Genomic DNA, 13,290 nt, shown 5'->3' with positions numbered 1-13,290 from the left:
CATAATTGGTAGTGCTAGCCGGCATGAGGGCAAGCTGCCCCACCGGGCGCTACACGGCCTCCTGCAGGTGGCGCACGTCGAGGAAGCTGCGGACGGTGAACATAGAGCCGGTATAATCGAGCTGGTAGAGGCAGAGGTTGTGGTGCTCGAAGGAATCCATCTGGCTGAGGGGGTAGCCCAGCAGCTGGCAGAGCAGCACGCGCATAGCCCGGCCATGCATGCACACCAACACTGTTTTCTCCTCGGGGCGCGAGGTAAGTAGCTCAATTACGGGGCGTTGGCGAGCCGCTACGTCGTCGGGGCTTTCGCCGCCTTCCATACTTACGTGCGTGCGGCCGGCCTTCCAGTCTTGCAGCACCCGGTGGTATTCCTCGTCTTCCTCGGGCGTGATGCGCGTACCCTCGCGGGTGCCCCAGCTGATTTCGTTGAGGCCGGCGTGCTGCTCGTGGGGTAGGCCCAGCTCCAGAAAGCCCTGCACCGACTGGTGGGTGCGCTGGAGCACGGAGGTGTACACCTTATCGAAGGGAATATGACGGTAGGCCGCGAAAAAACGCGCCGCCTGCCGACGCCCAGCCTCATTCAGCGAGGAATCGACGCCACTGCCCTGTACAATTCCGCGCACGTTGAAATCGGTCTGTCCGTGGCGGATGAGGTAGATTTTTTTGACGCTCACTTTCCCGCTAGTTTTGCTGTTTCTGCTTTAAAGTACGGTCTTTTCGCTGGAAAGGACGTGTCAGAGGGCAGAGTTTGTTCTTCTGTTTTACGTATACGCAGGGCGGGTCGGCCCGGAACATCAAGCGCCGACTTTGTTATAACGGAAGAGAGGCAACATCCTTTTTCCGGGAAACACCGCCTCTTCCACCCCGCCCCTATCCATGACGCTGGAGCAAATTAAACAGTGGGTCAGCACCCGCCCTACCCTGGCCGACTCCCTCGGCATTGAACTGACCGCCCTCACCGACGAGTACCTGGAAGGGCGCATGCCGGTAGATGGGCGTACCCACCAGCCCATGGGCCTGCTGCACGGCGGCGCCTCGGTGGCCCTGGCCGAAACCCTGGGCAGCGTGGCCGCCGCTACCAAGCTCGACCCCACGAAGCAAGCCTGCGTGGGACTGGAAATCAATGCCAACCATATCAAAGGCGTGCGCGACGGCTACGTAATTGGGCGGGCCACGGCGCTGCACGTAGGGCGTAGCACGCAGGTGTGGGAAATCCGGATTACGCACGAGGAAACCGGCGCTTTGGTCTGCATCAGCCGTATCACCATGGCCGTCATCGACCTGCCTTCAGCAAAACCGCAGGCATGAGCAGCCTGCAGCGCATTTCCTGGAAGCCCGAGCTGCCTGTAGCCGAACGGTTGCGGCGGCTGGTGGCGCTGGCCCTCACCAGCGGCCGACCGGTGGCCCTGTGGCGGCTGCCCGGTACTGAGCAGCCCCGGTTGTGCCTGAGTCTGAAAGTCGATTCGGCGTATGTGGGGTTGCCGCCCGCCTTGGAGCCCACGGCTCCGGCCGGTTTTGCCTTCTTTCCCTTTCGCGACTCCGACCACAACCCGCCGCTCTTTTTGCCGGCCGACCTGTTTTTTGATCTGGCGCAGCCCGAGGAAATTCAGGTGAGTGCCGCGGCGGCGGCGCGCCTACCGGAGCTGCGGCAGCGTTTTGCTACCCTCCCCGAAACTGCGGAACTGCCCTGGCACCTGAGCCGTCAGCCGGTGCCGGCCACGGCTTCGCAGGCCGAGTACGAGGCGCTGGTAGCGGCCGGGGTGGCCGCTATTGAGGCCGGCACGGTGCAAAAAGTAGTATCGAGCCGGGCAGTACGCCGGGCGCTGCCCGCTGGGTTTGATGCGCTGGCAGCCTTTGCTGAGCTGCAGGAGCGTTACCCCAATGCCTTTGTATCGTTGGTGAGTGCTCCGGGGGTAGGAACCTGGCTGGGCGCTACACCCGAAGTGCTGGCCGAAATAGATGAGAACCAGGTATTCCGGACGATGGCGCTGGCAGGCACCCAGCCCCTGCTGCCAGGCATGAAGCCGGCTACAGCCAAATGGGCCCATAAAGACCTGGAGGAACACGCCATGGTAGCCCGCTACATTGTGAACTGCTTTAAGCAGCTGCGCCTGCGCGAGTACGACGAGCGGGGCCCGCGCACCGTGGCCGCCGGGCAGCTCCTGCACTTGCGCACCGATTTCGCCGTGCACCTCACCCAGGTTCCTTTCCCGACCCTCGGCACCGATATGCTGCGGCTGCTGCACCCTACCCCCGCCGTGGGCGGCGTACCCAAGCAGCCCGCCCTGGAGTTTTTGCGCCGCCATGAGGGCTACGACCGGGCATATTATGCAGGCTTCCTGGGTCCCGTAAACCTACCCGATGCCGGCGTGGCCCGCCTCTACGTAAATCTCCGCTGCCTGCAGCTGCGCCTCCAAGAAGCCATCCTCTACGCTGGCACTGGTCTCACCATCGACTCGGACCCCGCCCGTGAGTGGCAGGAAACCGAATTGAAGTTGCGCACCGTAGGGGCTATTCTGCAGGAACCTTCCCCGGCTTCAGCGTAAACAAAGCTTCGTTATTTACTTGCCCTTCCTCCATGAGCACTACCATCCATCAGCAGCTCGAAGCCTACGTCACTCGCAATAATTTTTCGGCGGAGAGCTGGGAGGCCCGCGGCCTGCGCCCCTCCGACGACGATGTGCAGCAAGACATGCAACAGGCCATTATTGGCTTCGTGCGGCATTTGCAGAGCGCTCTGCGCAAGGCCGCACCGGGCAGCCCGGAGTTGACGGCTGCCACCCAGTCGTTTTTGGAGGAGTGGGATACCGACGATTTTGATACTGAGGAACGGGACTTTCTCTACGATGTAGCCTGCGACATTATGCGCGAAGCCGGAGTAAAGCCTGAAGACATTCACATCTAGCCATCGGTTATAGCCTCGCTTATACACTCGTTCTGACGTAGCTGAATTCAGCTCCTGCCTCTATTTCCTACCCCATGTCTTCCCTCCAAGCTGTTCATAACATCCCTGAAATCTGCGCCCGGCTGGGTGTTACGGATGTGGTGCTGTCGCCGGGTTCCCGGTGCGCGCCGCTGACCATTGCCTTCGCGCGCCATCCAGAAATCAGGGTACGAACGGTGCCCGATGAGCGGGCGGCGGCCTTTATTGGGCTGGGGCTGGCCCAAACGCAGCGGCGGGCCGTGGCCTTGGTGTGTACCTCGGGCACGGCGGGCCTGAACTATGCGCCGGCCGTAGCGGAGGCCTACTTTCAGCAGATTCCGCTGGTAGTATTCACCGCCGACCGGCCCCCGGAATGGATTGACCAGCTGGACGGCCAAACGGTGCGGCAGACGGATTTGTATGGGGCGCACGCCAAGGGCTCTTTCACTTTCCCTACTGATACTACCCACGCCGATGCGCAGTGGCACGCCACCCGCCTAGTGTCGGAAGCTATTGGGCTGGCTGAGCAGTTTCCGGCCGGGCCGGTGCAGGTGAACGTGCCGCTGCGGGAGCCCTTCTACCCCAAGGCCGGCGAGGAGCTGACATTTGGCCCAGTGAAAGTAACCCGCGAGCTGCCGGGCCGGCCCCAGCTGCCAGGCCCTACCCTCACGGAGCTAGCCGAAGCCATCCGCAACACCAGCCGCGTGCTGGTGGTAGCCGGTCAGCACCCGGCCGATATGGACTTGCTGCTGGCGTTGCGCCAGTTCGCGGCAGCCTATCAGGTGCCGGTAGTAGGCGACCTGATTGCCAACCTGCACCTGCCCGCCGCCCCCGGCTACGACCAGCGCCTGCGGCCCCTGGGCCGCCAGGATATATTTATGGCCGTGCCGGAGCCGGGCCTGAAGGAAGCTCTGAAACCGGAGCTGCTCATTACGTTCGGCCAGTCCCTTATTTCTAAAGCCCTCAAACTCTACCTGCGCAACGCCAAACCAGCCCAGCATTGGCACATCCAACCCGTGGGAGTAGTAGCCGACACGTTCCAGTCGTTGACCAAGACCATCCGCATGGAGCCGGCTGATTTCTTTGCCGCTCTGTTGATGGAGAACATGCGTAGTACAACGGATAGTATAGGTGCCTCAGAAGTACTTGATGCAGGTTCGATTACTGGCGCAACCACAGCTTCTAAAGGCCCGATTTCAATTATTACCGCGCCTAGCCACGCCGCTGCCCAGGATGCCACCCGCGTAGCGGTAGTTCCTACCCCTACCGGCACGCCAAGGCTTACTTGGCCGGGTAGCAGCGGACAGCTCAACGAAGCGCAGACGACCACTAAAGCTGCTTATCTGAAGCCCTGGTTGGCTGCCGAAAACTGGGCTACTGGCTTCCTGCAGGAGTTCATGCAGCAGCCCAACCAGCCGTTCAACGAGTTTACGGCCATCTACCAAGCTCTGCAGCAACTGCCCGACCATGCCGCGCTGCACCTGGCCAACAGCATGGCCGTGCGCTACGCTAATATTTTGGGATTACCGACGGGCCGAAACATCGAGGTATTCGCCAACCGGGGTACTAGTGGTATTGATGGCTGCAACAGCACGGCCGTAGGTTCGGCCCTGGCCCAGCCGGAGCGGCCCGTAGTGCTGCTCACCGGCGACGTAGCTTTCTTCTATGACCGCAACGCCTTCTGGCACAACTACCCTACCCCCAATCTGCGCGTCATTCTGCTCAACAACCACGCGGGCGGCATTTTCCGCCTCATCGACGGGCCGCGCCAGCAGCCGGAGCTGGAAGAGTTTTTCGAGACGCGTCAGATGCTGCGCGCCGAGAATACGGCGCGCGATTTTAACCTGCGCTACTTCGCCGTTTCGTCTTTCGCTGAACTAGAGTCGGCGCTACCGGTTTTCTTTGCACCCGAATCCGGCGCCAGTCTGCTCGAAATTACCACCGACAGCCAGACCAACGCCCAGTTCTTTGAACAGTACCGGGCCGCGGTCCGGACCTCATTTTCCTCCTAACTACTGCCCACCTTATGGCCGAACAACTTACCTGGACCCCGATTAAGGAGTTCCGCGAAATTCTTTTCACGCAGCACGGCGGTATTGCTAAAATCAGCATCAACCGCCCGCAGGTGCACAATGCCTTCACGCCCCTCACGGTGCAGGAGATGATTGAGGCCATGGACATCTGCCGCAACCGCACCGATATCGGCGTTATCATCCTGACGGGTGAGGGCGGCAAAGCCTTCTGCTCGGGCGGCGACCAGAGCGTGCGCGGCCACGGCGGCTACGTGGGCGAGGACACCGTACCCCGCCTGAACGTGCTGGATCTGCAGAAAATGATTCGCTCCATCCCCAAGCCCGTGGTAGCTATGGTGGCCGGCTGGGCCATTGGGGGCGGCCACGTCCTACACGTCGTCTGCGACCTGACCATTGCCGCTGAAAACGCCCGTTTCGGCCAGACTGGTCCCAACGTAGGTTCGTTCGACGGCGGCTTCGGCGCTAGCTATCTGGCGCGCATTGTGGGGCAGAAAAAGGCCCGCGAAATCTGGTTCCTCTGCGACCAGTACAATGCTCAGGAAGCCCTCGACATGGGCTTGGTAAACAAGGTAGTGCCGCTGGAGCAGCTAGAGGAAACCACCGTAGCCTGGTGCCACAAAATTCTCGAAAAGAGCCCCCTGGCCCTGCGCATGCTGAAATCAAGCTTCAATGCGGAACTCGATGGTCAGGCTGGTATTCAGGAGTTGGCCGGCAACGCCACCTTGCTCTACTACCTCTCCGAAGAAGCCAAAGAAGGCAAGAACGCCTTCATCGAAAAGCGCAAGCCTGACTTTTCGAAGTTCCCCAAATTCCCGTAAGCGTATTCTCTATAGCTACAAAAAAGGCCCGTGCAGCAATGTGCGGGCCTTTTTTAATGGGAAGCATAGAAAAGCACTACGTTACCAGCATACTGAATCCTGCTATATTGGCCCCGTGCTACGGCCTGACAAACAGCCGGGGCGTAGTGGCCTACCCCTCTAACTGCTTTCTATCTTCCGATACTACTTCCATGGCTGAATACCAGGTTAAATCAATGGAAGCCCGCACGTTTACGCTGCTAGCTGAGGCCGCGCCGCTGGGCGAATTGAAGTACATGGAGTGGTACTCGTTTAAAGCGGCGCTGACCCTGGCCGATGGTACTTCCTTACGCGTTGAGCCCAAAGGGTTTTGGGGCACTACCATTGAGGTGAAAGACCAGGAAGCGGTACTACTCAGCTTCACGATGCACTGGAACGGCAACATCGTGCTGAAATCCAAGTTGGGTGGCGAGAACAGAGCGTTGGTCCTGAAAAACCAGAGCCTGATGAAAAACACCTACGTGCTACAGGACAAGCACGGCCAGGAGCTGCTCACCATCCAGCCTGATTTCAAATGGAGCACAGCCAAGCACGACTACGCCATTCGTAGCACCGAGCTTTTCGAAACCTTTGAGGCCAGGCACCTACTCATTCTGGTAGCTATTCACTGCACCAACTACTACATGGCTATGTCGGCCGGCGCGGTAGCTACTATGGTGGCCGCTACGTAAGCTGCGTATTCGGAACATTCTCGCCTTTCCCTACCCCATGAAACCGTTGCTATTTCTGCTGCTGACCAGCGCCGCTACCGTATCGGCAGCGCAGGCCCAGACCACCACCACAACGGCGGCTCCTGACCCCAAAAAAGACGTGCGCGTGGTGCAGGCCGCCTGCGGGCAATGCCAGCTGGGCCTACCAGGCAAAAGCTGCGACCTGGCCGTGCGCTTCGATGGCAAAGCTTATTTCGTGGATGGCACCACCATCGACTCGCACGGCGACGCCCACGCCAAGGACGGATTCTGCCAGGCCATTCGGCGGGCGGAGGTACAGGGCGAGGTAGTCGACAACCGCTTTAAGGCCACGTATTTCAAGCTGCTGCCTGAGCCTGCCAAAAGCAGGTAATAGGTGCCGGATAGGCCTATCTGCTGAGGTAGTCATTGCCTAGGGCAGCTGTTACACAGTAGCTTTTCCTAGTAGTATAGAATCGAGTTCCAGTTATTCATATTACTCCCACCAGCTTTCTTATGACAGAAGATCAAGAGGAAAACATCAATGATTATGGGGTCCCGGACCCGTACGATTACAAGATTTCCGGAGAGCAGATTGAGCTAAACCCCGGCCCGAAACGGGCAATAGCGACTGGCGCTATTCTCTTTTACAACGGCGACCAACCCATGAAAAGGCTGGTTCCTATCAAGAAGAAAAGAAGGGAAGAATCCCGCCGTTCGTTGGCCCAATGGTGGGGCATCCAAACGCCCGCCGACGCGCTGCAGTGCCTGCAGGATTTGCACACTACCGGCCACCGGGCCAAGTTGCAGCCCCGCCTCAACAGCGACCCGGCCCGCTGGCGCCCGCATTTTGATGAAAGCGACTTTCTCCGTCATCGGCAGGTAGGCTCCATTGCCGGCTGGGATTACGCCCGCATCGTTAATCTGGCCTACTGGACCCGCGATGTAGGGCTAATTGACGATGACACGGCATTTCACTATTTCAACGTAGGCGCGAAGCTGGCACTACGCGAGTTTAACTCGTGGGAGGAGCTGGCCACTAGCTTTTTGGCGGGTCGCGTAATGTGGAGCCCCGACGATATTGAAGGCCACCAGATCCTGGGGGGCTTCGCTGAGTACCTGCTCACGGCCCAAAACAACGTTTGGGTAGAGTGCCCTTGGCATGAATACGAAGAATGGTGGGACTAACCTTCTGTAAAAACAGCAGCGCTACCTTACTTGGGTAGCGCTGCTGTTTTTATGCCTTGTTTAACTTTAGAAGATAGATCCATACGCAGCGCAGCCTTCGCACCAACCAAAGAAGTTACGCAGCCGCTCGTGCTTGATGCGTTTCTTCAGCAGCTTGCGCGCTTGGCGGGCGGCATCCTTGACGGGGGCAGCAATGGGTACCGTTACGTGGTTGCGGAAGGTGAGGTAGCGCCGGAAAACACAGGTTCGGGCCAGAACAAACGGACTTGGGGCGGTGGGCTGCATGGCGTTTGGTGGTTGGTGCATACTTAAGATACAGCGTTTACACCACGAAAGTCAAGCACAACTAGGGTTACTAGCTATTCAGGAAGCCAGTAAGCCCATCCATAAGCCCAAGTAAAATCAAGGAAGTTTACTCTATATATAGGGGCCGCAATAGGTTTATCACCTTCTTATCCCTTGCTGCTTATGCGTGAATTGCTTCGCTCTATCTCCATCTTCTTCAGCAACAAGAAACAGGCTGCTATCCAGCTAGAGAATGACAACCTACGGCAGTACGGCGCGCGGGACCTAGCGGACTTCGACCTTACGCAGCCCGTACGGCAACCATCGAAAACGGAGATACGGGGCTTGGCTACCGGCGCCATTCTCTTCTTCTACGGCGACAACCCCATCAAAATTCTGCCTCAGCTTAAGCCTGACCGGCTAGAAGAAAGGAAGGAAACTATAGCCCAATGGTGGGGGATTTACGACACCCAGGATGCGCTGGAAATACTGCAGTGGCTCCGCGAGGAGGGACACCGCCAGAAGTTTCAGGGCCAGCTAAAGCAGAACCCGCTGCACTGGCGCACTCAATTTGCCAATAACCCATTTCTTAAAAAGCGCGAGGTTGGGAAGGTAGGCGCCTGGGATTATGCCCGCTCCGTGACCGTGGCCCGCTGGTGCTACGACTACGGTTACCTTACCTGGGAACAGGCCTGGCCCTTTATTGATGCCGCCACCCGGCACGCCCTGCGCGAGTATGATTCGTGGGAGAGTTTTACCACGGGTTTCGTGGCGGGGCGTATGATGTGGGATTTGCCCAATGAACAGCACGGGGATATTGCCGATATAGCCCGCTACCTACTAGAATCACGGGTAAGCCTGTGGCGCGACATTCCTTGGCAGGTTTACCCCGTAGAATAAAGCCGCTAGCACCACCCTTCGGTACGGCCAAGAATACCGGATTTAGAAGGCGCTTGCAGCTCATGCTGTTTGCTCAAGGTCGCCTCTTGCCCTACCTGTTCAGTCACCGTAAATCATCTGGCAGGGCGCCGCAACGGAGCTTTATGCCGGGAGCTTCGTATGTAGTTGCAGTTTGTATTACTCCATCTTTGCTGCTGGTCTCTCTTTCTTCTGAAATGTCTGCCTCTGAATCTGCCCTCCTGCCCGACTCCTTGCTGCTCAACGGCCGCGAATTCCGCTACCCCGATGTACAGCAGTACCCCGCCAACTCGCCCACCGACCTGAATGGCTACGAGGCTAGAGTGCTGGACTTTTGCCGGCAGTGGCTGAATGGCGCCCAGGAATTTACGTTGCACACCTCTGGCTCTACGGGCACGCCGCAATCCGTGACCATGACGCGCCAGCAGCTGGAAGCTTCGGCCCGCCGCACCGGCGACTACTTTGATCTGGGTCCCGGCGAGCGGATGCTCGTGTGCCTGAACTGTGAGTACGTAGGCGGCATCATGATGCTGGTGCGGGCCTTTGAGCGGCGTATGCACCTGACCATTGTGGAGCCGCAGGCCGACCCGTTCGCGCTGGTGCCCGCAGAGGCTGACTTCGATTTTACTTCCTTCGTGCCCTTGCAGTTGCGGGCGATACTGGCGGCTGGCCACGCGCCACGCCTCAGCCGCATGAAAGCAATTCTGGTGGGCGGCGCCGCCGTGGAAAAGGGCCTGGAGCGCGACATTCAGCAGCTGACGGTGCCCGTGTACCTAACGTACGGCATGACGGAAACGGCTTCCCACATTGCCCTACGCCGCCTTAATGGCCCAAACCCTACTCCTACCTACCGGGTGCTGCCTGGTATTGAGGTAGGCCAGGACGAGCGCGGCTGCCTCACCATCCAGGCCGACGTAACCCGCAATGAGCTCATTACCACCAACGACCGGGTAAACCTGCTGGATGCGCACACGTTCGAGTGGCTCGGCCGGGCCGATTTTGTCATTAACAGCGGCGGGGTGAAAGTGCAGGCCGAGAAAGTAGAGCAGGTGCTGGAAATGGCCCTGATGGAGTTGGGACTCACGACGCGCGCCTTCGTGGCCGGCCGACCCGATGAGCGCCTGGGCGAGCAGGTAAGCGCCTTTCTGGAGGGCCCTGCACTGCCCGCTGCGCAGCAACAGCAGCTTCAGGCGCTCCTGGGTCAGCGCCTGGGCAAGTATGAGGTGCCGCGGGAACTGGTATTTGTACCGCAGTTCAGCACTACGGCCTCCGGCAAGCTCGACCGTCGGGCTACCATTCAGAGCGCCCCATAAGCTGCCGGCACCCCTTTTACCTGCGAGACAAGCATGGATTGGGCTGTCCGCATGATTTATGGTTGAGGTACGCTAACGGTTATTGGTTTTGTTAAAATATCCGTTGTTTTGTACAAACTTTTTGCTCTGACCATCAGGCGCTACAGCGGGGCCAAGTTCGCCCTGTAATTCATTGTACCGACTTCCGTAGCCTACCCCCTCAAAACCGGTTAACCAAAGCAGATGCCGGCCTTGGGCAAGCACCTCCATTCCTTCGCTACCTCTCTTTTTATTCACAACCGCACATGAAGCATTTCTTCTCCCTTTTAGCCCTGATGCTTATCCTGGCCTCGGCCAGCCGGGCCCAAACTCCATCGGTAGTGCGCCCTCTGCAGGCAGAGCCCATCCGCTACGAATTTTGTGAACTGATGCGCACGGGGGCCGTCAATCTGGGTAAGCCGGAGAAAGAAAAGAGCGGCGACATTTACGTGGATTTTGGGTATGGCTACGAGAAGCTCGGTGGCTCGGAGCAGGTAGTACGCGAGGCCGGCAAGATTCAGGTGTTTGCTACCACTATCAGCGCCCTTAATTACATGGGCAGCCGGGGCTGGGAAATCGTGCAGATTCTGGAGCAGCCCATCAACTACACCAAAGGCGAGCCCAGCGAGTACGTGCGTCGCTACGTGCTGCGCCGTCCGCTGTCGGCGCAAGGGGTAGCCAGCCCCCGCTAGCACCCTCTCCTAACAGGCTACGGCAGAAAACCTCTACCCCCGCTGTAAACTGCTACCCCTTGATGCTTCTTTCGCTTGCATCAAGGGGTAGGTTTTTTGCAGCCTATGGGCAACAGGGGCTAGCCCTGCAGAGCCTGAGCTTCTTACTGGGGGGCTTTGGTGCTATGAAGTCCTTGCTGGGAAAACAGCCGTTCGTGCCCGCGCACTACCTTAAGTAGGTCGCCAAGAAACAGCTTGACGCGGCCAAAGAAAATGACGCCGCTCATTTCGTCCTGGGGCTGCTTGCCCGCCGCCATTACTTGCCGGTAGCCGGTGCCAGCACCCACCCCAACCCAGCGAAATATGCGGTAATGAGCGGCAATGGAGGGCTCAATAACAAACAGAAACTGGTTGTTAGTCCGTTGGATTCCGCCATCCGGGAAGTAGTATTTGGTGTAGTAGCTCCCGCCGCCCAGTTGCAGCGGCGTGCTTAGCTCCCAGCGCGGGTTGCCAATAAACACGTACTCGCCGTAGGCTACCAGGTAGCGGAACCGGACTTCGTCGCGGGTGCCAGCGGGTGTGCCTTCGGGCTGGGCAATGCGGGTAGGTACGCCGCCCGAAAGGCGGTACACCCCAAGGCCCGCGCGCCAGCGTCCGCGCCACTCAATGCCGCCTTTCAGCCCGTTAATTCCTACCACCTTGCCGTTGAGAATGGAGAAGCGCTGATCGAACTGAAAGACGGCGCGGCGGTGGGCTTGGCGCACAAAGGTGCTATCGTAGGCAGGCGCACTGGTAGCCCAGCCGGGCAGGGCAATAGGCAACAAGACGAAACACGTCAGCAAACGGAGTAGACAGGCAGTTTCCACAGGTCAAAAGTACGCCCGATACCAGGGTAAGTTGTATCACTGCCTTACGCTTCGCCTGGCTTTTGATGACGGCTCACCGGTTTGGGTTGCTGCTTCGCCTGGTTTAGAGGTGCACGGGTCCGGGTATTGCGGCAAGTTTGCAAGGTCACTAACGCCCAAACGGCCATGGCTCTCACCCCAGATTTTCTGTTTTCCCTGGCAAATCCGGCCGCACTGCTGGGGTGGCTGTTGCTGCTGCTGGCGCCGCGCTGGGCCGGTACCCGCCGTGTAGTGCTCAGTGGCGCTCTACCCCTGGTGCTGGCCGGAGCCTATGCTGTGCTCATTGGCAGCCACTACCTAGGCGCTCAGGCCAGCCAGGGCGGGTTTGGCTCCCTGGCAGAGGTAGCGGCGCTGTTCCAGGACCCCTGGGCTTTGCTGGCCGGCTGGGTGCATTACCTCTGCTTTGACCTGGGCATTGGCGTCTGGGAAAGTCTGGACGCCCGGCGCCGCGGTGTCCCCCACCTGCTCTTAGCGCCCTGCTTGGTACTGACGTTCATGCTTGGGCCGGTGGGGCTGCTGCTCTACTGCCTGGTGCGGCGCTTCTACGGCCGCGCTGATACTGCTTCTGTTGCTTCTGCCACGCTTTAGTTGCTCGTCGCCATGTCTGCTGCCCTACCCCTGAAAACAGCTTCCCCCTCCACTTCTCAGCTTGATAACCGGCAGCCGGCGCCCGTAGCCGTGGTAACCGAGTGGCTGCGCGTGCTGCACCGCGTCAATCCGGTGCTGTCCCGGACCGGCTGGGGCCACGGTGCCCTGTTACTGCTGGCGTTAGGGCTGCTCCTCGTCGACCAACGCATGGTTACCGGTCAGCTGGTGTGGGTGAAGCCGGCTAAGTTTGCGCTGTCGGCCCTGCTCTACCTCTGGACGCTGGCCTGGCTGCTGGCCGATCTGCCCGCTCCCGCGCAGCGAGGCGTGCGTCGCATCAGCCGCGGAGTGGCCCTGAGCATGGTGGTGGAAACGGCGTGCATTGTAACTCAAGCGGCCCGCGGAACTACCTCGCATTACAACATCGCCAGTGGCTTCGATATTCTGGTGTTTAACCTGATGGGCGTATTCATTCTGCTGAACACTGTGCTCACCATCTGGGCTGTGTGTCTGGTGTGGCGGCACCGCCCGCACGGCACCGCCGGCTACGTATGGGGCGTGCGCCTGGGCCTGCTGCTGTTTTTGGTAGGCAGCGTGCTGGGCGGCATGATGATTCACCTCAACCAGCACACGGTGGGCGCCCCCGACGGTGGCCCCGGCCTGCCGGGCCTCGGGTGGAGCACCCGCGCCGGCGACCTGCGTGTTGCCCACTTCCTGGGTCTGCATGCCCTGCAAGCCGTGCCACTGCTGGGCTGGTTTCTGGGCCGGACCTTACCGAAACAGGCAACCGCTCTGACGTGGCTAGGGGCGGCGCTGTATGCGGGGGTAGTTGGGCTGCTGTTTGTCCAGGCCCTGGATGGCAGGCCGCTGATAATCCGGTAATCCTTTTATATTCAGCCGATGCCGCTTGCTCTCCCGAGCCCATTC

General features: G+C 59.5%; 16 protein-coding genes. 13 read left to right on the top strand and 3 right to left on the bottom strand.

Annotation, left to right across the window (positions count from 1 at the left end):
• Window positions 1–49 precede the first annotated feature (49 nt).
• A complete protein-coding gene (locus tag K3G63_RS00555; protein ID WP_220612155.1) occupies window positions 50–673 on the bottom strand; it encodes a histidine phosphatase family protein in 624 nt (207 codons plus the stop codon).
• 202 nt (window positions 674–875) lie between these two features.
• Between K3G63_RS00555 and K3G63_RS00550 the strand changes: the two genes are divergently transcribed.
• From K3G63_RS00550 to K3G63_RS00515, 8 genes are all read left to right on the top strand, one after another.
• Window positions 876–1,307 carry a hotdog fold thioesterase gene (locus K3G63_RS00550; RefSeq protein WP_220612154.1) on the top strand — a complete coding sequence of 144 codons (432 nt, stop codon included), beginning with the start codon at window positions 876–878 and terminating at the stop codon, window positions 1,305–1,307.
• Window positions 1,304–2,545 (top strand): chorismate-binding protein, encoded by a 1,242-nt coding sequence (locus tag K3G63_RS00545; protein WP_220612153.1) that lies wholly within the window; start codon window positions 1,304–1,306, stop codon window positions 2,543–2,545. The genes K3G63_RS00550 and K3G63_RS00545 overlap by 4 nt, the downstream gene beginning before the upstream one ends.
• Before the next feature lie 32 nt (window positions 2,546–2,577).
• Window positions 2,578–2,904: a hypothetical protein gene (locus K3G63_RS00540; protein ID WP_220612152.1), complete on the top strand. Its 327-nt coding sequence runs from the start codon at window positions 2,578–2,580 to the stop codon at window positions 2,902–2,904.
• Between the two features lie 74 nt (window positions 2,905–2,978).
• Window positions 2,979–4,934, top strand: coding sequence for a 2-succinyl-5-enolpyruvyl-6-hydroxy-3-cyclohexene-1-carboxylic-acid synthase (gene menD / locus K3G63_RS00535; RefSeq protein WP_220612151.1), 1,956 nt, complete (start codon window positions 2,979–2,981; stop codon window positions 4,932–4,934).
• Between the two features lie 14 nt (window positions 4,935–4,948).
• The gene (gene menB / locus K3G63_RS00530) at window positions 4,949–5,773 is read left to right on the top strand and encodes a 1,4-dihydroxy-2-naphthoyl-CoA synthase (protein WP_110977904.1); all 825 of its coding nucleotides are present in this window, start codon (window positions 4,949–4,951) and stop codon (window positions 5,771–5,773) included.
• 191 nt (window positions 5,774–5,964) lie between these two features.
• Window positions 5,965–6,483: a hypothetical protein gene (locus K3G63_RS00525; RefSeq protein ID WP_220612150.1), complete on the top strand. Its 519-nt coding sequence runs from the start codon at window positions 5,965–5,967 to the stop codon at window positions 6,481–6,483.
• A 37-nt stretch (window positions 6,484–6,520) separates the two neighbouring features.
• Window positions 6,521–6,874, top strand: coding sequence for a DUF6370 family protein (locus K3G63_RS00520; RefSeq protein WP_220612149.1), 354 nt, complete (start codon window positions 6,521–6,523; stop codon window positions 6,872–6,874).
• Between the two features lie 122 nt (window positions 6,875–6,996).
• The gene (locus K3G63_RS00515; protein WP_220612148.1) at window positions 6,997–7,668 is read left to right on the top strand and encodes a DUF1266 domain-containing protein; all 672 of its coding nucleotides are present in this window, start codon (window positions 6,997–6,999) and stop codon (window positions 7,666–7,668) included.
• Window positions 7,669–7,734: 66 nt separating this feature from the next.
• Here K3G63_RS00515 and K3G63_RS00510 read toward each other — a convergent pair whose 3' ends face one another.
• A complete protein-coding gene (locus tag K3G63_RS00510; RefSeq protein WP_220612147.1) occupies window positions 7,735–7,974 on the bottom strand; it encodes a hypothetical protein in 240 nt (79 codons plus the stop codon).
• A gap of 162 nt (window positions 7,975–8,136) precedes the next feature.
• Between K3G63_RS00510 and K3G63_RS00505 the strand changes: the two genes are divergently transcribed.
• From K3G63_RS00505 to K3G63_RS00495, 3 genes are all read left to right on the top strand, one after another.
• Complete coding sequence (locus tag K3G63_RS00505) at window positions 8,137–8,853, top strand: DUF1266 domain-containing protein (protein WP_220612146.1); 717 nt, start codon at window positions 8,137–8,139, stop codon at window positions 8,851–8,853.
• A gap of 215 nt (window positions 8,854–9,068) precedes the next feature.
• Window positions 9,069–10,184 carry an AMP-binding protein gene (locus K3G63_RS00500; protein ID WP_220612145.1) on the top strand — a complete coding sequence of 372 codons (1,116 nt, stop codon included), beginning with the start codon at window positions 9,069–9,071 and terminating at the stop codon, window positions 10,182–10,184.
• A gap of 284 nt (window positions 10,185–10,468) precedes the next feature.
• Window positions 10,469–10,894 (top strand): hypothetical protein, encoded by a 426-nt coding sequence (locus tag K3G63_RS00495; protein ID WP_220612144.1) that lies wholly within the window; start codon window positions 10,469–10,471, stop codon window positions 10,892–10,894.
• A 143-nt stretch (window positions 10,895–11,037) separates the two neighbouring features.
• Here the strand turns inward: K3G63_RS00495 and K3G63_RS00490 are convergent, their stop codons facing one another.
• On the bottom strand, window positions 11,038–11,697 hold the full coding sequence (locus K3G63_RS00490; RefSeq protein WP_220612143.1) for a hypothetical protein: 660 nt from the start codon (window positions 11,695–11,697) through the stop codon (window positions 11,038–11,040).
• Between the two features lie 207 nt (window positions 11,698–11,904).
• Between K3G63_RS00490 and K3G63_RS00485 the strand changes: the two genes are divergently transcribed.
• Entirely contained in the window at window positions 11,905–12,366 is a 462-nt protein-coding gene (locus tag K3G63_RS00485) for an ABA4-like family protein (RefSeq protein WP_220612142.1), read from the top strand.
• Between the two features lie 12 nt (window positions 12,367–12,378).
• Window positions 12,379–13,245, top strand: a complete 867-nt coding sequence (locus K3G63_RS00480) for a hypothetical protein (protein WP_220612141.1) — start codon at window positions 12,379–12,381, stop codon at window positions 13,243–13,245.
• Window positions 13,246–13,290 lie beyond the last annotated feature (45 nt).

It is taken from the genome of Hymenobacter sp. HSC-4F20, assembly GCF_019599275.1.
Taxonomy (GTDB): domain Bacteria; phylum Bacteroidota; class Bacteroidia; order Cytophagales; family Hymenobacteraceae; genus Hymenobacter.
This window is presented reverse-complemented; position numbering and strand designations above follow the sequence as displayed.